The organism is Pseudomonas sp. LH1G9 (assembly GCF_002949975.1).
Lineage (GTDB): Bacteria > Pseudomonadota > Gammaproteobacteria > Pseudomonadales > Pseudomonadaceae > Aquipseudomonas > Aquipseudomonas veronii.
Genome location: NZ_CP026880.1, coordinates 4399410 through 4418813, shown reverse-complemented (window position 1 = coordinate 4418813; position 19404 = coordinate 4399410). Strand labels below are relative to the sequence as shown.

General features: G+C 63.8%; 15 protein-coding genes, 1 tRNA gene and 1 pseudogene. 14 read left to right on the top strand and 3 right to left on the bottom strand.

Annotated elements, in window-relative coordinates; translation table 11 throughout:
- The first annotated feature begins 175 nt into the window (after positions 1-175).
- The 4 genes from C5F70_RS20405 (at position 176) to C5F70_RS20390 (ending at position 2588) form a co-directional block, all read left to right on the top strand.
- A complete protein-coding gene (locus C5F70_RS20405) occupies positions 176-589 on the top strand; it encodes a pilin (RefSeq protein ID WP_017845468.1) in 414 nt (137 codons plus the stop codon).
- A 35-nt stretch (positions 590-624) separates the two neighbouring features.
- Positions 625-2034: an O-antigen ligase gene (locus C5F70_RS20400; RefSeq protein WP_104903959.1), complete on the top strand. Its 1410-nt coding sequence runs from the start codon at positions 625-627 to the stop codon at positions 2032-2034.
- Between the two features lie 39 nt (positions 2035-2073).
- Positions 2074-2149, top strand: a tRNA-Thr gene (locus tag C5F70_RS20395).
- 133 nt (positions 2150-2282) lie between these two features.
- Positions 2283-2588 (top strand): DUF6388 family protein, encoded by a 306-nt coding sequence (locus C5F70_RS20390; RefSeq protein WP_017845466.1) that lies wholly within the window; start codon positions 2283-2285, stop codon positions 2586-2588.
- Positions 2589-2631: 43 nt separating this feature from the next.
- Here the strand turns inward: C5F70_RS20390 and nadC are convergent, their stop codons facing one another.
- Positions 2632-3480, bottom strand: a complete 849-nt coding sequence (gene nadC / locus C5F70_RS20385; protein WP_046384727.1) for a carboxylating nicotinate-nucleotide diphosphorylase — start codon at positions 3478-3480, stop codon at positions 2632-2634.
- A 242-nt stretch (positions 3481-3722) separates the two neighbouring features.
- On the opposite strand from nadC, the gene C5F70_RS20380 reads away from it, so the two are divergent.
- The 6 genes and pseudogenes from C5F70_RS20380 (at position 3723) to C5F70_RS20360 (ending at position 10080) form a co-directional block, all read left to right on the top strand.
- Entirely contained in the window at positions 3723-5873 is a 2151-nt protein-coding gene (locus C5F70_RS20380) for a DUF1631 domain-containing protein (protein ID WP_104903958.1), read from the top strand.
- Between the two features lie 61 nt (positions 5874-5934).
- Positions 5935-6498, top strand: a complete 564-nt coding sequence (gene ampD, locus C5F70_RS20375; protein ID WP_017845463.1) for a 1,6-anhydro-N-acetylmuramyl-L-alanine amidase AmpD — start codon at positions 5935-5937, stop codon at positions 6496-6498.
- A complete protein-coding gene (ampE, locus tag C5F70_RS20370) occupies positions 6495-7331 on the top strand; it encodes a regulatory signaling modulator protein AmpE (protein WP_104903957.1) in 837 nt (278 codons plus the stop codon). The genes ampD and ampE overlap by 4 nt, the downstream gene beginning before the upstream one ends.
- Positions 7332-7527: 196 nt before the next feature.
- Positions 7528-8619: pseudogene (locus C5F70_RS31595) on the top strand (methyl-accepting chemotaxis protein); the annotation flags it as partial.
- A complete protein-coding gene (locus C5F70_RS31590; protein WP_371920076.1) occupies positions 8596-9525 on the top strand; it encodes a methyl-accepting chemotaxis protein in 930 nt (309 codons plus the stop codon). The pseudogene C5F70_RS31595 and the gene C5F70_RS31590, both read left to right, overlap by 24 nt.
- Positions 9526-9651: 126 nt before the next feature.
- Entirely contained in the window at positions 9652-10080 is a 429-nt protein-coding gene (locus tag C5F70_RS20360) for a hypothetical protein (protein ID WP_046488108.1), read from the top strand.
- Here the strand turns inward: C5F70_RS20360 and C5F70_RS20355 are convergent.
- Entirely contained in the window at positions 10027-10803 is a 777-nt protein-coding gene (locus C5F70_RS20355; protein ID WP_017845459.1) for a TatD family hydrolase, read from the bottom strand. The two genes, C5F70_RS20360 and C5F70_RS20355, sit on opposite strands and share 54 nt — an antisense overlap.
- A gap of 2 nt (positions 10804-10805) precedes the next feature.
- Complete coding sequence (gene cra / locus C5F70_RS20350; protein WP_017845458.1) at positions 10806-11801, bottom strand: catabolite repressor/activator; 996 nt, start codon at positions 11799-11801, stop codon at positions 10806-10808.
- Between the two features lie 295 nt (positions 11802-12096).
- On the opposite strand from cra, the gene ptsP reads away from it, so the two are divergent.
- The 4 genes from ptsP to C5F70_RS20330 all read left to right on the top strand — a co-directional run bounded on the left by ptsP (position 12097) and on the right by C5F70_RS20330 (position 19360).
- Complete coding sequence (gene ptsP / locus C5F70_RS20345) at positions 12097-14955, top strand: phosphoenolpyruvate--protein phosphotransferase (protein WP_017845457.1); 2859 nt, start codon at positions 12097-12099, stop codon at positions 14953-14955.
- Complete coding sequence (gene pfkB, locus C5F70_RS20340; protein WP_046384720.1) at positions 14956-15897, top strand: 1-phosphofructokinase; 942 nt, start codon at positions 14956-14958, stop codon at positions 15895-15897. It abuts the gene before it with no gap.
- A gap of 11 nt (positions 15898-15908) precedes the next feature.
- The gene (locus C5F70_RS20335) at positions 15909-17627 is read left to right on the top strand and encodes a PTS fructose-like transporter subunit IIB (RefSeq protein ID WP_104903956.1); all 1719 of its coding nucleotides are present in this window, start codon (positions 15909-15911) and stop codon (positions 17625-17627) included.
- 191 nt (positions 17628-17818) lie between these two features.
- A complete protein-coding gene (locus C5F70_RS20330) occupies positions 17819-19360 on the top strand; it encodes an alkaline phosphatase (protein ID WP_102617151.1) in 1542 nt (513 codons plus the stop codon).
- The last annotated feature ends 44 nt before the right edge of the window (positions 19361-19404 follow it).

The window sequence follows — 19404 nt, the reverse complement described above, 5'->3', positions numbered from 1 at the left end:
AATCTTTATAGCGTAGCCAGGTGACGGATTCGGATTGCTCGGCGTTCAACGATAAAATGTCAGATTGTGCGTCTTGGACGCGATTGGCCGCTCGCGGGTGAGTACACTGGCGCGGCTGCACGATACGGGGCGCAGGACGCGCCTTGTCATGGGTTCTGTTCTGGAGAGGAATGTGATGCGTCAGAAAGGTTTTACTTTGATCGAGTTATTGATCGTCGTGGCAATCATCGGCATTTTGGCCACCATTGGCTTGCCCATGTACACCACGCATCAGGCCAAGGCCAAGTTCACGGCCGGGCTGGCTGAAATCACCGCGTTGAAAGCCGGCTACGAGGATGTATTCAACCAAGGCACAGTGCCAACCGTGGCATTGATCGGTGGCACTAGCCCGACCGCCAATTGCAAGATCGATGTGGCAGGGGATGTCGCCACCGGCGCCGGTTCCATCAGTTGCGAAATACTCGACGCCCCGGCACCGGTACTGGGCAAGACCATTACCCTGACGCGCAGCGCCACCGCCGGCTGGAAATGCGCCACGACGGCAGAGGCCAAGTACGCCGCCAAAGGGTGTGGCGCCGACGGAGCATGACTGCCAAACCCTGCGCACGGACGTAAAGGTGGCCGATGTCGTTATCCCCGCAGCAGCGCGACAAGACGTTCCTGGTGATTGCAGCGTGCTTGCTCGCGCTGGGTATCTGCGCACCGTTCAGCGGGCATGACTGGCAGCGCGCAATGCAGGTGGCCCTGGGCCTGGGCGCGGTGGTGTATGGGCTGACGGTCGTTCCCGTCGAGCGTCTGGTGGACCGGCCGACGGCCCTGGGCCTGGTGCTGATCGTTGGGCTGGGCCTGGTGTCATCGGCACTGGCCCATCAGCCGCTCTGGGCCTTCACCGAGGTCGCGCTGTTCATCAGTTGTGGGGCGATCGCCGTCGCGGTTGCCCTGCTGCGCCGACATGCAGGTGAGCCGTTGGACCGCGTGCTGATCCTGATGGTGGTGCTGTTGTGCCTGATCAAGTCAATCCAATATCTGTATGCCGGCGCGCTCGCCTTCGCCAGTGGCGCGCGGGTTCTTGATCCGGACGCGTTGCTGTCCGGGTTTTCCAACAAGCGCTTCTACGGTCAATTCCAGACCTTCACCCTGCCGTTGCTGGCGCTGCCCTTGCTGATGCCCAAGGTCTCCCGCTCCGTGCGCGGCGCGGTGTTTGCGTTGCTGTGTGTGTGGTGGTTGATCGCTATCAGCGGCGGCACCCGCGGCACCTGGCTCGGCATGGCGGTGGCCGGGGTGGCATTGGCGCTGCTCGGGCCGTGGGGGCGACGCTGGTTGGCCTGGCAATTGGCTGCGGTGTGCGGCGGTTTGTTGCTGTATACGGCGTTGTTCACGCTGTTGACGGGTGCGCTGGGTGTCGAGGTCGGCAGTGGCGTCAGCGATCGCCTCACCACTTCGCTGTCGGGGCGTGGCCCGATCTGGTGGCAGGCCTGGCACATGATCGTCGAGCGTCCGTGGCTGGGGTTCGGGCCGATGCATTTCGCGGATATCGCCAACCCGATCGCCGCGCACCCGCACCAGGCAATCCTGCAATGGGCCAGCGAGTGGGGCGTTCCCTCGGCCTTGTGCGTGGCTGCCTTGGCGTGGCGCGGTGGCTGGGCCACCCTCCGCGTGTTGCGGGCGCGGGCTTGTTCTACAGCGCGCGTGGACTTGCTGCGCGGGTGCCTGTTCGCGGCATTGCTGGGCGCGCTTACGCAAGCGATGGTCGACGGCGTCATCGTGATGCCCAACTCGCAGGTCTGGTTGGCGCTGGTGGTGGGCTGGTTGATGGCGCTGCACGTGTGGCGCGCCGCTCCTGGCGCGTCGCTGCCGTGGGCCTGGGCAGGGTGGCGGGTGGCGGCGGTGCTGTCCGTTGGCCTGCTGGTGTGGGTCGTGATGCGTGATGCCCCGCACATCGAGCAAGCCCAGCAAGACTATCTTGAAGGTGGCAACCAACACCTGCAGCCGCGCTTCTGGGCCCAAGGGGTGATTGCCCTGCGACGTCAGTGAGTTGCCGGACGCCCGATGCGGTGCTAGCTTTAGCCCACCGCCCGTGTAGCTCAGCCGGTAGAGCAGCGCACTCGTAACGCGAAGGTCGCAGGTTCGATTCCTGTCTCGGGCACCAAAGCAACACCGTTTTCAGATGATCCCAGAATGGTTCTGAAGGCCAGGCGAGTCGGCATTCGTGCCCGCTCTTTTGTATCTGCGCAACCTTGATGACCCAGATGCATCCCCATTCCTCGATCTAAGAGAACAACATGACCACGACTGAAATGACCCAGGAAGTTCGGCACCAAGCAGCCCTCGACAAATACCTCGGGGAATCGCCGCAGCTTAAAGAAGAGATCAAGGACCTGAGCGCTGACGATCAGCGCGACCAGATCCAGTGGGCATTTGAGGACGAGGCTGAGAGCCAGGGCCTCCAGCCATGGGAGCTGAGCCTCAAGTACACCTCGTCAGCGGACGAGTTCGAAGCCGCACGGCTGGCCTTGCACCAAGAGGCGGCTGAAGTGCTCGGTGTCGAATGGGAAGAGTATTGCGAGATGAATAACCTGGTGGTCTGAACCGCTGTTGCAGGAGCCGGCAACCCGGCTCCTGCAACGGGCTTCAGATACTGAGGCGCATCGACAGGTCCACCGCTTTCACATCCTTGGTCATCGCGCCGATGGAGATGTAGTCCACCCCGGTTTCAGCGATGGGCAGCAGGGTTTTTTCGTTGATCCCGCCGCTGGCTTCCAGCTTGGCTTTGCCGCCGTTCAGGCGCACGGCTTCACGCATGTCGTCCAGGCTCAGTTCGTCGAGCATGATGATATCGGCGCCCGCCGCCAATGCTTCGCGCAATTCGTCCAGGCTTTCCACTTCGACTTCCACCGGTTTGCCCGGGGCGATCTTGTGCGCGGCCGAAATCGCCTGGGCGATACCGCCACAGGCGGCGATATGGTTTTCCTTGATCAGGAACGCGTCATACAAACCGATGCGATGGTTGTGGCAACCGCCACAGGTCACGGCGTATTTCTGCGCCAGACGCAGGCCCGGCAGCGTCTTGCGCGTGTCGAGCAACTTGACCTGGGTGCTCGCGACGCTATCCGCCAGGTACTGGGCGCGTGTGGCCACGCCGGAGAGCATCTGCAGGAAATTCAGCGCGCTACGTTCGCCGCTGAGCAGCGAACGTGCCGGGCCTTCGAGGTGGAACAGTGCCTGGTTGGGGCTGACGCGTTCACCGTCGGCCACCAGCCAATGCACCGCGACCCGCGGGTCCAGTTGGCGGAACACCGCGTCCACCCAGGCCGTGCCAGCGATAACGGCCGCATCGCGGGTGATGATCGTGGCCTTGGCCAGCCGTTCGGCCGGGATCAATTGCGCGGTGATGTCGCCGCTGCCGATGTCTTCGCGCAGTGCACGGCGCACGTTGGCTTCGATTTCGGCGGTGAGGTCGGCAAGACGGAGATTCGGCATAACAGGCTCCACAAACAAAGTGCGCCGATTATAGGGGCTGTGCGCGTTTGAACCCAGTGGCGTGCTCATTTACAGCGTTATGACAGAGTTCGCTGGCGCAACGACCCCCATTTGCAAGATAATCTCGCGCCTTGCAATTGGCGTCATAGCTTTGACGTCCTGGTGGTAACCGGATATTCGCAGTGCCCCACTGGGCCTGCCCCGACTTTGCCCTACCCACACCGCCGTTTCAGGAGGCCTGGATGCACAACGACGGAAAGGTGGTGCCGATCAATAAGGCACAGACCACGCCATCGCCGCTCGCGCGCCTACCGGTGGTGTTGCTGCAGGTTCGCGACAAGGCTGCGCAGCAACTGCAGCAAGGTTTGCAGGAGCTGTTCGATAACGCCGACGACACCCTGTTCGAAATGGCCGACAAGGCCCTTAACAACGTCGACCACCATATTTTCTTTGAAGCCATGCGCGACCTGCGTCTCAAGCGCAAGAATTTCGAGCGCGTGTTCATGGGGCAACTGTTCGAGGCCTTCGCCAACCTGGGCGGGGCAGGGCGCGGTGAACGGCAGTTGGTGCCGGTGGTGTCCTACGACAAGGTGCCCGGCATCCTCAGGGAGGACCTGGAAAAAGCCCTGGCGCTGGAGGCAATGCTCGGGCGGGTGCAGCATCGCGACGGCCTCGCCCTGGGGCAACTGACCACTCGCCTGGGCGCCTTGCTCGGCAGGTCCATGGATGACTGCGAGAACCCCCTGGGGCCGGCGCTGCTGTGCGAGTTTTTCCTACGCGCGGGGCGCAGCCTGGGCGTGGAAATTCGCGTCAAGCTGGTCATGCTCAAGCTCTTTGAAAAGTACGTGCTCAGCGACGCCGACCACCTGTACGGTGAGGCCAATCAGTTGCTGGTCGCCACCGGCGTGCTGCCTGAACTCAAGGCGGTGCCGGCCCGTCGTTCCGGCGGGCGCGTACCGTGCAAGCACACGCGTGAAGCCCGGTTGCCAAGCGCCGACCAGCCAGTCGACGAAAATGGCGAGCACGCCTTTTCTACCTTGCGAGCGCTGCTGGGCGCCGTGCGCGGCAGTGTCACGCCGACCCTGGAAGCCAGCGCCGAGCCCCAGCCCATTGCCACTCGCGACCTGCTGCGGCTGTTGTCCCATTTGCAGCAATACGTGCCGGAGCCGGATGTCGAGGACGACTTCGACCTGCGCAACCAGTTGAAGCAACTGCTGACCCGAGTCAGCGTCAAGAGCGGCAAATCCCGGGTCGTGGAAGAGGCCGACGAAGACGTGATCAACCTGGTCGCGCTGTTGTTCGAGTTCATCCTCAATGACCACGCCGTCCCGGACGCCTTCAAAGCCTTGATCGCCCGGTTGCAGATCCCGATGCTCAAACTGGCGGTGCTGGACAAGAGCCTTTTCAGCCGCGCCGGCCATCCGGCGCGGCGGCTGCTCAACGAAATCGCCGGTGCCGCCATTGGTTGGAGCCCGGCTGAGGGCAACCCGCGTGACAGCCTGTACCTGCGCATCGAGCAGGTGGTGCAGCGGTTGCTGAATGATTTTGCCGAAGACCCGGCGATTTTTTCCGAACTGCTGTCGGAGTTCTGCGCGTTTACCGCTGACGAGCGCCGGCACAGTGCATTGCTCGAACAGCACACCCGCGATACCGAGGAAGCGCGCCTGCGTAACGAGGCGGCCCGACAGCGCGTGGCCGACGTGCTGAACCGGCGTTTGCTGGGCAAGGTCCTGCCGCGCTCGGTGGTGCAGTTTGTGCAACAGGCCTGGAGCCAGGTGCTGTTGCTGGCCAGCCTCAAGCACGGTGAGCAATCTGTGCAGTGGCAGGCGGGGCTGCGCACCCTGGACGAGTTGATCTGGAGCGTTAGCCTGCACGACGACACCGAGGCCGGGCGGCATCTGCTGGAGCAGTTGCCGGCGTTGCTCAAGGCCTTGCGCGACGGGGTGAGCGGCGCGGGGTTCGACCCTTTCAGCACCCGTGAGTTCTTTGTTCGGCTGCAGGCCCTGCATGTTCAGGCGTTCGAGGGCGGCGAGAGGTTGATCGAGGTGCAGGAGCCCTTCGTGTTCGACCCAGGCCTGCCCGATGCCGCGCAGGACCTGGCCGCGGATGATCCCGACCTGCTCAAGGTGCGCCAATTGCGCGTTGGCGTTTGGCTGGAGTTCCTGGAACCCGAGAAAACCGCTCTGCGCGGCAAACTGAACGCGATCATGGCACCGGCCGATCGCTATGTTTTCGTCAACCGCGCCGGGCTCAAGGTGCTCGAGCGCAGCGCCGGCCAACTGGCCCTGGCGTTCAAGCGTGGTGCGTTGCGTATCCTGGACGAAGCCCTGCTGTTCGAGCGTGCGCTGGCGACGGTGGCGGGTAACTTGCGTCAACTCAATCGCGGCAAGTGATCGCAACCATAGGGCTGAACGCGGCATACTGGTCAGACTTAGTCACGTTCAAGGAACCTGTATGCAGTTGGACCCCGCCAGCGGTTGGTGCCAGGGTGTTCGTCATTGCCCTTCGCCCAACTTCAACGAGCGCCCCGCAGGTGAAGTCTCGCTGTTGGTGGTGCATAACATCAGCCTGCCGCCGGCGCAGTTCGCCACCGGCAAGGTGCAGGAATTTTTCCAGAATCGCTTGGATGTCACGGAACATCCTTACTTTGCAGGGATTGCCGACCTACGCGTGTCAGCGCATTTTCTGATTGAACGCGACGGAGGGGTGACGCAGTTTGTGTCCTGCCTCGACCGCGCCTGGCATGCCGGGGTTTCCAGCTTCGAGGGGCGCGAAACGTGCAATGACTTTTCCCTGGGGATCGAGCTGGAAGGCACGGATGACCTGCCCTTTACCGATGCCCAATATGCGTCACTGATCGACCTGACACGTCAGTTGCTGGCGACTTACCCGGGCATCACCCGTCAGCGCATTTGTGGTCACAGCGATATCGCCCCGGGGCGCAAGACCGATCCCGGGCCCGCTTTTGATTGGATGCGCTTTCGCAGCGCCCTGCAGGATGGAGGACACGCACAATGAGTTTCCTGATGTTGGTGCTGGCGGTCTGGATCGAGAAATTCTCGGCCTTGCGCCAAAAGTTGCAGCGCGACGGCAGATGGCTGCGCGAACTGGCCAGATTGGAATCGAGCCCGCGCCTGGGCGAACAGCCCTGGTTGATTCTGGCGCTGCTGGTGTTGCTGCCGGTGGCCGTGCTGGCGTTGTTGCTGCTGGTGCTGGAACCGGTGGCCTACGGCCTGTTGGCGCTGCCGGTGCATTTGCTGGTGCTGATCTATAGCCTGGGGCGCGGTGACCTGCTGGCCGGGCTTGGCCCGTTCCGCGATGCCTGGCGGCGCGGCGACCTGCAGGCCGCCGAGCATGTGGCCGAGCGTGACCTGAAGGTCGCTGCCGACAGTGGCGAGCAGTTGCTGGAGGGTGTCCAGGGGTATCTCTTGTGGCAGGCCTATCAGAGCTTCTTTGCGGTGATCTTCTGGTATTTCCTGTTGGGCCCGGTCGCAGCCCTGGCCTATCGCCTGCTGGCGCTGGCCAGCGAACACAGTCAGAACCCTCTGGTGGCCGAGCGTGCCGCGCAACTGCGGCATGCCTTTGACTGGTTGCCGGTGCGCTTGCTGGCGGCGAGCTTCGCCTTGGTGGGCAACTTTGTCGCGGTCAGCCGAGTGATGCTCCACGAGCTGTTGAGCTGGGACATCAGTGCCGCGCAACTGATGGACAAAGTCGGCCTGGTGGCCGCCGAAATCCCGCCGCCGGTGGTGGGGGCCGACGGCATCAACAGCCTGGATCGCCTGTGGGAACTGCTGCTGCGCGCGGCGGTGCTGTGGTATGCCGGTTTCGCCATCTGGACCGTGTTGCCCTAGCGGTCACGCTCAATCCCTGTGGGAGCAAGCCTGCTCCCACAGCGCGTTAACTTTACGTTACAAAACTCCCTTACGATTTGAGCTATACAAGTAGAGCGCCAAATAGTGGCTATCTGCCGCCGCCCTGCGCCTCAAATAAAAATAATAGGAAGGGAGTTCACCTGTGAAGAGCTTGCTCTATCCCGCCGTCGCGCTGATGAACCGCCTGAGCTTCGGCATGAAGTTCAGTTTGATCAGCGTGTTGTTCCTGTTGCCGATGCTGGCGACCAACTATTTCCTGGTGCGCGATTCCTGGCGTGAATTCCAGGGCACCCGCATCGAACTGCAAAGCCTGGATTTGCTCGGCAGCAGCCTGGCCTTGCGCCGTGACCTGGAAACCCTCAACAACCAGGTGCAGATCAACGCGACCCTCGGCCAATCCGGCAAGGCGGGCGATCTGGAGGGCGCGATCAACACCCTGGAGCAGAGTGTGCTGGCGCGCCTGCAAGGCCTGAGCGCGATGGCCACCGACCCCGAGCAAGTCGCCGTATTCGACGCCAAGCGCGACGAGCTGGTTGGCGCCTTCAAGGCCCAGCAACAGGAGTCATCGCTACAGAGCAAAAGTGCGCTGATCGGCAAACTGCTGAACAAGGCGCAGATGCTCAGCCAGATCATCGCCAGCCAATCCGGCTTGAGCCGCGACCCCCAGAGTGATCTGCGCCAGCTCAGCGAACTGATCACCGGCGTCACGCCGCAAGTCACCCAGACGTTGGGCGAAGGGCGGGCAATGGGCGCGTACTCCCTCGGCCAGGGTTTTCTCAACTCCTCCTCCAGCACGCGCTTCGACGAGCTGTTGCAGCAGTTGGAAAAACTCCAGGCCGAATACGGCTTGAAGCTGCAGGACGCCCTGGGCTCCAGCAAAGCCGCCCACACAGCGCTCGACAGCCTGGCCAAGGCCAGCAACGCGAGCCTCAAGCAAGGCAGTGAACTGTTTGAAGAGCAGGTGGTGATGGCCGAAACCCTCGACGCACCGTGGCAGGGCTTCTACGACGACGTGAGTCAACTGATGGCCCAGACCTACCAACTCAATGAGGCCACCCTGGGTTTCCTCGGACAACAGTTGGAGCAACGGCTGACGCAAAACCGCACGCACATGGTCGTACTGGTGTCGGCCCTGGCGGCGGTGTTTTTGCTGATCTTTTATCTGTACGCCGGTTTCTATGCCTCGACGCGCACCACGTTGCGGCGCTTGGGGGCGATGATGGACAAGGTGGCGGCGGGCGATATGACCGTCACGTTTGTCGCCCGCAGCCGCGACGAGTTGGGCGACCTGGGCCAAGTGTTCAATGGCACCGTGGCCAAGATCCACGACCTGATTGAGCGCGTCGGGCACACCGTCAGCCAGGTTGAGTTGCAGGCCGGCCAGGTCGAGGCGGTCTCGGCCCGCAGTAACCAGGCGGTCTCCGGGCAGCGCAGCCAGATCGAACAGGTGGCGACGGCCATGAACCAGATGTCCTCCACCGCCCAGGAAGTGGCACGCAGCGCGGCGGCGGCGGTGAGCAGCGCCCATAGCGTCAACGATGAAACCGTCAGCGGCCGTGGCCTGGTGCAGTCCCAGCAAGGCAGCATTGCGCGGTTGGCATCGGAGATCGATGAGTCGGTCCGCGTGATCAATCAACTGGCCACCGACAGCCAATCCATCAGCAGCGTGCTGGAAGTGATCAAGAGCATCGCCGAGCAAACCAACCTGCTGGCGCTCAACGCCGCGATCGAAGCGGCCCGCGCCGGGGAGCAGGGCCGCGGCTTTGCGGTGGTGGCTGATGAAGTGCGGACCCTGGCCCGGCGCACCCAGCACTCCACTGAAGAGATCGAGCAGATGATCAGCCGATTGCACAGCGGTGTCGGCGCGGCGGTCAAGGCCATGGGCACCAGCCATGCCATGGCTGAAGGCACCGTGGGCCAGTCGGAAAAGGTCCAGCAGGCCCTGGAAAATATTCTCGGCGCCGTCGGCATGATCGTGGATCAGAACCAGCAGATTGCCGCCGCCGTCGAGCAGCAAACCGCGGTCGCCCACGACATCGACCGCAACATCGTCGAAATCAACCGCGCCGGAGAGCATGCGGCCGACGGTGCGTACCAGACCGAAGCGGCCAGCCGGCAGTTGTCGCAGCAGGTGATCGAGCTGAAGCAACTGATCGGCGCATTTCGGGTGTAGGGCCTGTTAGTAGGATTTGTCCTTTGTGGTTGTGGTGTTTGTCTTAATTTTGCGGCGTATCTTTTCTGGCGGCGTGAATAGGTGAAAATTTGTTTCACCTGGTCACAGTCCCAAAGAGGCACGGCGATGATTGCTGCATTCGGTATCAGAGGGCGCTGTGCCCGATGCGACATGACGTTTGAACTCAAGCCTTGGCAGTTGAACGCGATTGCCATCGACGAGCCGTTCGAGTGCGTGTATTGCCAGTCGGGCCTGCAGTTGCGGGGTCGCAAACAGCAGCGTCAATTTCGTGCGCTGGACCAGTGGGCGCTGGTTCGCCCGAGCATGATCATCCTGACCTGCGTGACCTTGCTGGTCGCACTGGTGGCGGAGTGGGTGGGGTTGCTCAGTGTGATCGAGCAGCTCAACCTTTCACTGGTGACGGTGCTGATCCACTGCCTGGTGTTGCGTTTTGCCCGCCATCGGCAACGCATGACCCTGGACCTGCAGGCCGTCAGCCCGCTACCAATTGAACAACTCGCACGCGTTGCGTGTGCTCGCCTGCGCCAGCGATAACGGGCTCAGGCCCATACGCTCGGCCAACGCGGCGCAGATCTCGGGCAGGTGTTCCGGGCTGTTGCGCTGGCCGGGGTGCATGGCGGGGGCCATGTCCGGTGCATCGGTTTCCAGTACCACGGCTTCCAGGGGCAGTTGCGCGAGTACTTTGTGCATGCGCAGCGCCTGTGGCCAGGTGGCCGCGCCGCCCAGGCCCAGTTTGAACCCCAGCTTGATGTACTCGCGCGCCTCTTCGCGGCTGCCGGCAAAGGCGTGGATGATGCCGCCCCGTGGCAGGCGGATGCGCTTGAGGGTGGCGATCACGGCGGCATGGCTGCGGCGCACATGCAGCAGGGCCGGCAGTTGGAAATCCACGGCCATCTTGAGTTGGGCTTCGAACAGGTGTTGCTGGCGTTCGCGATCGAGGTGTTCGAGGAAGTAATCCAGGCCGATCTCACCCACCGCGCACAATTGCCGATGGCCCCGCAGGCGGGTCAGCCAGTCGCCCAGGGCCGTCAGGTCGGCGGGGCGATGCTCGTCGAGGTACACCGGGTGCAGGCCGAAGGCTGCGAACAAACCTTCATCGTCTTGCACCAGATCCCACAGTCGTTGCCAATTTTGCTGATACACCCCCAACACCACCATGCGCTGTACGCCGAGTTGGCGGCTGTGCGCGAGGACTTGCCGGCGATCGCTGTCGAAGTCCGGGAAGTCCAGGTGGGTGTGGGTGTCGATCAGCTCCACGCTCAAACCTCGTGAATGCGCTGCTTGAAGGTGCGGCCGATGGCGTTTACGCCGGGTTGATACTGTTGTTCTTCAATTGCAGCCAGGGCCAGGCGCAGCGCGGTGTCGGCGATCAGTTGATGTTGCTGGGCCATGGCATTCACCGGCAGCGGCAGGAAATCCAGCAGTTGGGTATCACCGAAGGTGCCCAGGCGCAGCGGCCGCGTCTTGAGCGGGAAGTCATGCAGTGCGTCGAACACGCCTTGCAGCAGCACGTAGGACGTGGTCACCAGCGCGTCAGGCAAATGCCCCAGGCGCTGCAGTAATTGCTCCATCAGTTGCCGGCCGCAGTCGCGGCTGAACGCCTCGCCGTGTTCGACGATCACTTCACCGCCGAACCCCTGCAGCGCTTCACGGAAACCGGCGGCGCGCGCCTGGCTGATACTCAGCTCGGGCCGCGCGCCGATCAGCGCGATCTGCTTGGGCAACGGTTGCAGCAGGCTGCTGGTCAGTTGCTGGCAGGCCTGGCGGTCGTCGCTGACCACCGAGCAGAACTGCGCGGGGTCCATCTCCCGGTCGATGGCGATGACCGGCAAACCCTTGGCTTGCAGCTCGCGATAACTGTCGTCGCTGGCCGGCAAGCAGCTGGCAACGAACAGCGCGTCGCAACGTCGGGCGCGGAACAGTTGCAGCAACTGGCGCTCGCTGTCGGCGTCATCGTCGGAGCTGGCGATCAGCAATTGATAGCCTCGCGCGCGCGCGCCCTGTTCCAACAACTTGGCAATTCGTGCGTAACTGGGGTTTTCCAGGTCTGGCAGGATGAAACCCAAGGTGCGCGTATGCCGGCTGCGCAGTCCCGCAGCCTGGGGGTTGGGCGTGAAACCATGGGCTTGGACCACCGCACGCACGCGCTCGACGGTTGCGCTGCTGATGCGTTGTTGTTCGGCTTTGCCATTGATGACATAGCTGGCGGTGGTCACGGACACACCGGCGAGACGGGCGATATCACTGAGTTTCAAACCGGGATTTCCTTGTTTTCTGGAGCTTGCCCCGACATTTTGTCCAATCGTAACCGATTACTGCAGACGACCAATGTCTCAGCTCAAGTGCCGAGTGGGTCTTCAAGGATGCGCAATTAACGCGTAATCTGCCACGAATTCTAGATTAAACGTTTCAGCAGGCGTATTTTTGCGATGTTCGCTACTGAGTGGCTACTGCCAACCGACTGCTCAGTCAGTTTGTTCATGAACGACTTTAGACTGATTTATTCAAAACAATACCTAGTGCGCCCGACGCACTAACTAGGAGAACGGCATGCTTGAGCTCACCATAGAGCAGATTTCCATGGGCCAGACGGCTGTGGATAAATCTGCTGCCTTGCACCTGCTCGCTGACAAACTGGTGGCCGACGGCCTGGTCGCCGAGGGTTATCTCAGCGGCTTGCAAGCCCGTGAAGCCCAAGGTTCGACCTTTCTCGGTCAAGGCATCGCGATCCCTCACGGCACCCCCGAAACCCGCGATCAGGTATTTTCCACCGGCGTGCGCCTGCTGCAGTTCCCCGAAGGGGTGGACTGGGGCGATGGCCAGATCGTCTACCTGGCCATCGGCATTGCCGCCAAATCCGATGAACACCTGCGCCTGCTGCAATTGCTGACCCGCGCCCTCGGGGAAACCGACCTGGGCCAGGCACTGCGCCGCGCCGCTTCCGCCGAGGCCCTGCTGAAACTGTTGCAGGGCGCGCCGCAGGAACTGGCATTGGACGCGCAAATGATCGGGCTCGGTGTGTCCGCCGATGATTTTGAAGAGCTGGTGTGGCGTGGCGCCCGCCTGCTGCGCCAGGCCGATTGTGTGAGCAATGGCTTTGCCGCCGTGTTGCAGCAGGTCGATGCGCTGCCCCTGGGCGATGGCCTGTGGTGGCTGCACAGCGAGCAGACCGTCAAGCGCCCGGGGCTGGCGTTTGTCACTCCGGACAAACCCATGCGTTACCTCGGCCAGCCCCTCAATGGTCTGTTCTGCCTGGCCAGCCTCGGCGAGGCGCACCAGACCTTGCTCGAACGCCTGTGTGCGCTGTTGATTGAAGGGCGTGGCCAGGAACTGGGCCGCGCCACCAGCAGCCGTGCGGTGCTTGAAGTATTGGGCGGCGAGCTGCCACCCGACTGGCCCAGCGCACGCATCGCCCTGGCCAATGCCCATGGCCTGCACGCGCGGCCGGCGAAGATCCTCGCGCAACTGGCGAAAAGTTTTGACGGCGATATTCGTGTACGCATCGTCGATGGTGCGGTGGGCGCCGTGTCGGTGAAAAGCCTGAGCAAGCTGCTCAGCCTCGGCGCCCGGCGTGGCCAGGTGCTGGAGTTTGTCGCAGAGCCGACGATTGCCGACGATGCGCTGCCCGCCTTGCTGGCCGCGGTACAAGAAGGGCTTGGCGAAGAGGTCGAGCCGCTGCCTGTCGCGAGTGTGCAAGCCGCCGCCGTGGTGCTTGAACCGACGCTCAGCGCGCCCCTGGCTGGCAGCCAGATCCAGGCCATCGCCGCCGCACCGGGCATCGCCATCGGCCCGGCGCATATCCAGGTGCTGCAACCGTTCGACTATCCGTTGCGTGGCGAGTCCTCGGCCATCGAGCGCCAGCGCCTGCACGCCTCACTGGCCGATGTGCGCGGCGATATCCAGGGCCTGATCGAACGCAGCCAGGCCAAGGCGATCCGCGAGATTTTCATCACCCACCAGGAAATGCTCGACGACCCGGAACTGACCGACGACGTCGACACCCGCCTCAAGCAGGGTGAAAGCGCCGAAGCCGCCTGGATGAGCGTGATCGAAGCCGCCGCCAAGCAGCAGGAATCGTTGCAGGACGCCTTGCTCGCCGAGCGCGCCGCCGACCTGCGCGACATCGGTCGCCGTGTGCTGGCGCAGTTGTGCGGTGTCGAAACCGTCCAGGAACCGAACGAACCCTACATCCTGGTGATGGACGAAGTCGGCCCGTCGGATGTGGCGCGCCTCGACCCGGCCCGCGTCGCCGGCATTCTCACCGCCCGTGGCGGCGCCACCGCCCACAGCGCCATCGTCGCCCGCGCCCTGGGCATCCCCGCCTTGGTGGGCGCCGGCCCGGCCGTGTTGCTGCTGGCCGCCGGTACGCCGTTGCTGCTCGACGGTCAGCGCGGCCGCCTGCATGTCGACGCCGACGCCGCGACCCTGCAACGCGCCAGCGTCGAACGCGACACCCGTGAACAACGCCTGCAAGCCGCCTCGGCGCAGCGCCATCAGCCGGCCCTGACCCGGGATGGGCACGCCGTGGAAGTGTTCGCCAACATCGGCGAAAGCGCCGGCGTGGCGAGCGCGGTGGAGCAGGGCGCCGAAGGCATTGGCCTGCTGCGCACCGAACTGATTTTCATGGCCCACCCCCAAGCGCCGGACGAAGCCACCCAGGAAGCTGAATACCGCCGCGTGCTCGATGGCCTCGGCGGTCGCCCGTTGGTGGTCCGCACCCTGGATGTGGGCGGCGACAAACCGCTGCCGTATTGGCCGATCGCCGAGGAAGAAAACCCCTTCCTCGGCGTGCGCGGCATTCGCCTTACGCTGCAACGCCCGCAGATCATGGAAGCGCAATTGCGCGCACTGCTGCGCTCGGCGGATAACCGGCCGCTGCGCATCATGTTCCCCATGGTCGGCAGCGTCGATGAGTGGCGCGCTGCGCGGGACATGACCGAGCGCCTGCGCCTGGAAATCCCGGTGGCCGACCTGCAACTGGGGATCATGATCGAAGTGCCGTCCGCCGCGTTGCTCGCGCCGGTGCTGGCCAAGGAAGTCGACTTCTTCAGCGTCGGCACCAACGACCTGACCCAGTACACCCTGGCCATCGACCGTGGCCACCCGACGCTGTCGGCCCAGGCCGATGGCCTGCACCCCGCCGTGTTGCAACTGATCGACATCACCGTGCGCGCCGCCCATGCCCATGGCAAATGGGTTGGCGTGTGCGGTGAGCTGGCCGCCGACCCGCTGGCGGTGCCGGTGCTGATCGGTCTCGGCGTGGATGAGTTGAGCGTGTCGGCCCGCAGCATTCCCGAGGTGAAGGCGCGGGTGCGAGAATTCAGTCTGAGCGAGGCCCAGGGCCTGGCGCAACAAGCACTCGCGGTGGGTTCGCCCGCTGAAGTGCGAGCCCTTGTGGAGGCCGTGTAGATGGCAAGGATTTTGACCCTGACGCTGAACCCGGCGTTGGACCTCACGGTACGCCTGGCGCGCCTGGAACCCGGTGAAGTCAATCGCAGCGAGACGATGCTGACCCACGCGGCCGGCAAGGGCGTGAACGTCGCCCAGGTGCTGGCCGACCTCGGTCATCAGGTTACCGTCGGTGGTTTTCTCGGCGCGGACAACCCCCAGGCCTTTGACGCGCTGATCGCGCGCCGTGGGTTTGCCGATGCGTTCATCCGCGTGCCCGGCGAGACCCGCAGCAATATCAAGATCGCCGAACAGGATGGCCGCGTCACCGACATCAATGCGCCGGGGCCGCTGGTCAGCGAGCAGGCGCAGCAGGCGTTGCTCAACCAACTCACGCTGATCGCCCCGGGGCACGATGCGGTGGTGGTCGCCGGCAGCTTGCCGTGCGGTGTCAGCCCGCAGTGGTTCCAGGGCTTATTGGTGCTGCTGAAAGACCTCGGCTTGAAAGTCGCCCTGGACACCAGCGGCGCTGCCCTGCGCGCCGGGTTGCAGGCCGGCCCGTGGTTGATCAAGCCCAATACCGAAGAACTTGCCGAAGCGCTGGACTGCCCGACCGACTCCGTCGACCAACAGGCCCAGGCCGCCGCGCGTTTGCATGCCAGCGGCATCGAGCATGTGGTGATTTCCCACGGTGCCGACGGCGTCAACTGGTTCAGCCCCGGCACGGCGCTGCATGCCACGCCGCCGAAAGTCAGCGTCGCGAGTACGGTCGGCGCGGGCGATTCGCTGCTGGCCGGGATGCTCCACGGTTTGCTCGGTTTCGATCTGCCCGAGACCACCTTGCGCCGCGCCACGGCGATTGCCGCGATGGCCGTCACGCAGATCGGGTTTGGCATCAGCGATGATGCGCAATTGGCGCGTCTCGAAAGCGGCGTCCATGTGCGCCCGCTGACAGAACAATAAGAGGGTTTGTGATGAATTTAGCCATTGTTACCGCCTGCCCGAACGGCATGGTCACCAGTGTGCTGTGCGCCCGTTTGCTCGACGCCGCCGCGCAGCGCCAGGGCTGGAGCACCAGCGTCGAAGTGGTAGACGTGCAGCGCCCGGAACGCCAGTTGTCCCAGGCCACGCTCGATGCCGCCGAGTGGGTGTTGCTGGTCAGCAGCACGCCGCTGGATATGCAGCGGTTTGTCGGCAAGCGCGTGTATCAGAGCACCCCGGCCCAGGCCTTACAGGACGTCGAGGCGGTGTTGCGGCGCGGCGCCGAAGAGGCTCAGGTGTATGTCGCCAGCGAAGCCCCGGTGGCAACGAAACAGGCCCCGCGGATTGTCGCGATCACCGCCTGCCCGACCGGCGTGGCCCACACCTTCATGGCCGCCGAAGCATTGCAGCAGACCGCCAAGCGCCTGGGCTATGACTTGCAGGTGGAAACCCAGGGTTCGGTCGGCGCGCGCACGCCGTTGAGCCCGCAAGCGATTGCCGAGGCGGATGTGGTGCTGCTGGCGGCGGATATCGAAGTCGCCACCGAGCGCTTCGCCGGCAAGAAGATCTACCGCTGCGGCACCGGCATCGCCCTCAAACAAGCCGAAGCGACCCTCAACAAGGCCCTGGCCGAAGGCACCGTGGAAAGCGCGGCGAGCGGGGCGGTGGCCAAGTCGGAAAAAACCGGGGTCTACAAACACCTGCTGACCGGCGTGTCGTTCATGTTGCCGATGGTGGTGGCGGGCGGTCTGTTGATCGCCTTGTCGTTCGTGTTCGGCATCCATGCCTTTGAAGAAAAAGGCACCCTGGCGGCGGCGCTAAAAACCGTCGGCGACCAGGCCTTCATGCTCATGGTGCCGCTGCTCGCGGGCTATATCGCCTATTCGATTGCCGACCGCCCCGGCCTGGCCCCCGGCATGATCGGCGGCTTGCTGGCCGGGACGTTGGGCGCGGGCTTTATCGGCGGGATTATTGCCGGTTTCCTTGCCGGTTACTGCGTCAAGCTGATCACCGGCGCGGTGCGCCTGCCGCAAAGCCTGGAGCCGCTCAAGCCGATCCTGATCATCCCGTTGCTGGCGAGCCTGTTCACAGGCCTGGCGATGATCTATCTGGTAGGCCCGCCGGTGGCGCGGCTGCTCACCGGGCTGACCGACTTCCTCAGCACGATGGGCACCACCAATGCCGTGCTGCTCGGCATCCTGCTCGGCGGCATGATGTGCGTTGACCTGGGCGGGCCGATCAACAAGGCCGCGTATGCGTTCTCTGTCGGCTTGCTGGCGGCGTCCAGCGGTGCGCCGATGGCGGCGACCATGGCGGCCGGCATGGTGCCGCCGATCGGCATGGGCATCGCGACCTTCCTGGCCCGGCGCAAGTTTGCCCAGACCGAACGCGAGGCCGGCAAGGCCGCGATGATTCTGGGCCTGTGCTTTATCTCCGAAGGCGCGATCCCGTTTGCTGCCAAGGACCCGCTGCGGGTGATCCCGGCCAGCATCGCCGGCGGCGCGTTGACCGGCGCGCTGTCGATGTACTTCGGCTGCAAACTGGCGGCGCCCCATGGCGGCCTGTTTGTGCTGGTGATCCCGAATGCGATGAACCATGCGCTGCTGTACTTGCTGGCGATTGCCGCCGGTAGCGTGTTGACGGGGTTGGTGTACGCGCTGATCAAACGCCCGGAAGCGGTGGAACTGGCGGTCACACCCGCCCAAGCCTGACGCTGTGGAAAATGTGGGAGGGGGCTTGCCCCCGATGGCGATGTGTCAGTCACCCATGAATGGACTGACCCACCGCCATCGGGGGCAAGCCCCCTCCCACATTAGGATCTGCAAGGCTTTGAAGGCGGTGTCATATCGGCTTCATCCCCCTATGTTCTAGTTGCCCTTTTGATACTCAAGAGGGCATCTGCATGAGCCATTTCGATCTCGGCCGTCGCCGCGTGATGCAAGCCGTCGGCGCGGGCCTGTTGCTGCCGGGGCTGGCGCCGGCGGTGATTGCGTCGGTGAAGGACCGGCCGCAACTCACCGATGGCGTGCAGTCCGGCGACCTGCTCGGCGACCGTGCGATGATCTGGAGCCGCAGCGACCGCCCGGCGCGGATGGTGGTGGAATGGGACACCCGCAGTGTGTTCAGCAACCCACGTCGATTCGTCTCGCCGCTGGCCGACAACCGCAGCGACTTTACCGCCCGCGTCGAACTCACCGGCCTGCCCGCCGACCAGGCGATTTTCTACCGCGTGCAGTTCGAAGACGCCCAGACCGGCGTCGCCAGCGAGCCCTGGTTCGGCCACCTGCGCAGCGTGCCGCAACAGCGTCGCGATATTCGTTTTGTGTGGAGCGGCGATACCGTCGGCCAAGGCTTCGGCATCAACCCGGACATCGGCGGCATGCGGATCTACGAAGCCATGCGCCTGCGCCTGCCGGACTTTTTTATCCACAGCGGCGACACCATCTACGCCGACGGCCCGGTGCCGGCGCAACTGACCACCGAAGGCGGGCGCATCTGGCGCAACATCACCACCGAGGCCAAGAGCAAAGTCGCTGAAACCCTCGATGAGTATCGCGGCAATTACCGCTACAACCTGCTGGATGAAAACGTGCGGCGCTTTAACGCCGAAGTGCCGCAGATCTGGCAGTGGGACGACCACGAAGTGGTGAACAACTGGTCGCCGAGCAAGCAGCTCGATGAGCGTTACCAGACCAAGGATATCAACACCCTGGTCGGCCATGCGCGTCAGGCCTGGCTGGAATATTCACCCATGCGTCGGCAAAGCGCCGACGGCGGCGGGCGGATTTATCGCAAGCTCAGTTACGGCCCGCTGCTGGATGTGTTCGTGCTCGACATGCGCAGCTATCGCGGGCCCAACGATGACAACCTGGGCGGCGCCAAACCCTTCCTCGGCCGAGAGCAACTGGACTGGCTCAAGCGCGAACTCAAGGCGTCCCAGGCCCAATGGAAGGTGATCGCCGCCGACATGCCGATCGGCCTCGGCGTGCCCGACGGCGAAGTCAGCCCGGGCGTACCGCGCTGGGAAGCGATCGCCAACAACGACCCCGGCCCGGCGCAAGGGCGCGAGTTGGAAATCGCCGAGCTGCTCGGGTTTCTGCGCGCGCAGCAGGTGCGCAACCATGTGTGGTTGACGGCGGATGTGCATTACTGCGCGGCGCATCACTACCACCCGGATCGGGCGGCGTTCCAGGACTTCGAGCCGTTCTGGGAGTTTGTCGCGGGGCCGTTGAATGCGGGGAGCTTCGGGCCCAATCCGCTGGATAAAACCTTTGGTCCGCAGGTGGTGTTCGAGAAAGCACCGCCGGCGCAGAACACCTCGCCGTTTGCCGGGTTCCAGTTTTTCGGCGAAGTGCAGATCGATGGGCAGACGGCGGAGTTGACGGTGATGCTGCGTGATCTGGATGGGGTTTCAGTGTTCGAGCAAAAGCTGCAACCGGTCTGATTGAGGGTGCAGTCAAAAACTGATTGGAGTGCAGTCAAAAACTG

Bases quoted from the DNA above. Each gene is read 5' to 3' on its own strand.
- C5F70_RS20405 (WP_017845468.1), top strand. From the start codon at position 176: ATGCGTCAGAAAGGTTTTACTTTGATCGAGTTATTGATCGTCGTGGCA.
- C5F70_RS20400 (WP_104903959.1), top strand. From the start codon at position 625: ATGTCGTTATCCCCGCAGCAGCGCGACAAGACGTTCCTGGTGATTGCA.
- C5F70_RS20390 (WP_017845466.1), top strand. From the start codon at position 2,283: ATGACCACGACTGAAATGACCCAGGAAGTTCGGCACCAAGCAGCCCTC.
- nadC (WP_046384727.1), bottom strand. From the start codon at position 3,480: ATGCCGAATCTCCGTCTTGCCGACCTCACCGCCGAAATCGAAGCCAAC.
- C5F70_RS20380 (WP_104903958.1), top strand. From the start codon at position 3,723: ATGCACAACGACGGAAAGGTGGTGCCGATCAATAAGGCACAGACCACG.
- ampD (WP_017845463.1), top strand. From the start codon at position 5,935: ATGCAGTTGGACCCCGCCAGCGGTTGGTGCCAGGGTGTTCGTCATTGC.
- ampE (WP_104903957.1), top strand. From the start codon at position 6,495: ATGAGTTTCCTGATGTTGGTGCTGGCGGTCTGGATCGAGAAATTCTCG.
- C5F70_RS31590 (WP_371920076.1), top strand. From the start codon at position 8,596: ATGACCGTCACGTTTGTCGCCCGCAGCCGCGACGAGTTGGGCGACCTG.
- C5F70_RS20360 (WP_046488108.1), top strand. From the start codon at position 9,652: ATGATTGCTGCATTCGGTATCAGAGGGCGCTGTGCCCGATGCGACATG.
- ptsP (WP_017845457.1), top strand. From the start codon at position 12,097: ATGCTTGAGCTCACCATAGAGCAGATTTCCATGGGCCAGACGGCTGTG.
- pfkB (WP_046384720.1), top strand. From the start codon at position 14,956: ATGGCAAGGATTTTGACCCTGACGCTGAACCCGGCGTTGGACCTCACG.
- C5F70_RS20335 (WP_104903956.1), top strand. From the start codon at position 15,909: ATGAATTTAGCCATTGTTACCGCCTGCCCGAACGGCATGGTCACCAGT.
- C5F70_RS20330 (WP_102617151.1), top strand. From the start codon at position 17,819: ATGAGCCATTTCGATCTCGGCCGTCGCCGCGTGATGCAAGCCGTCGGC.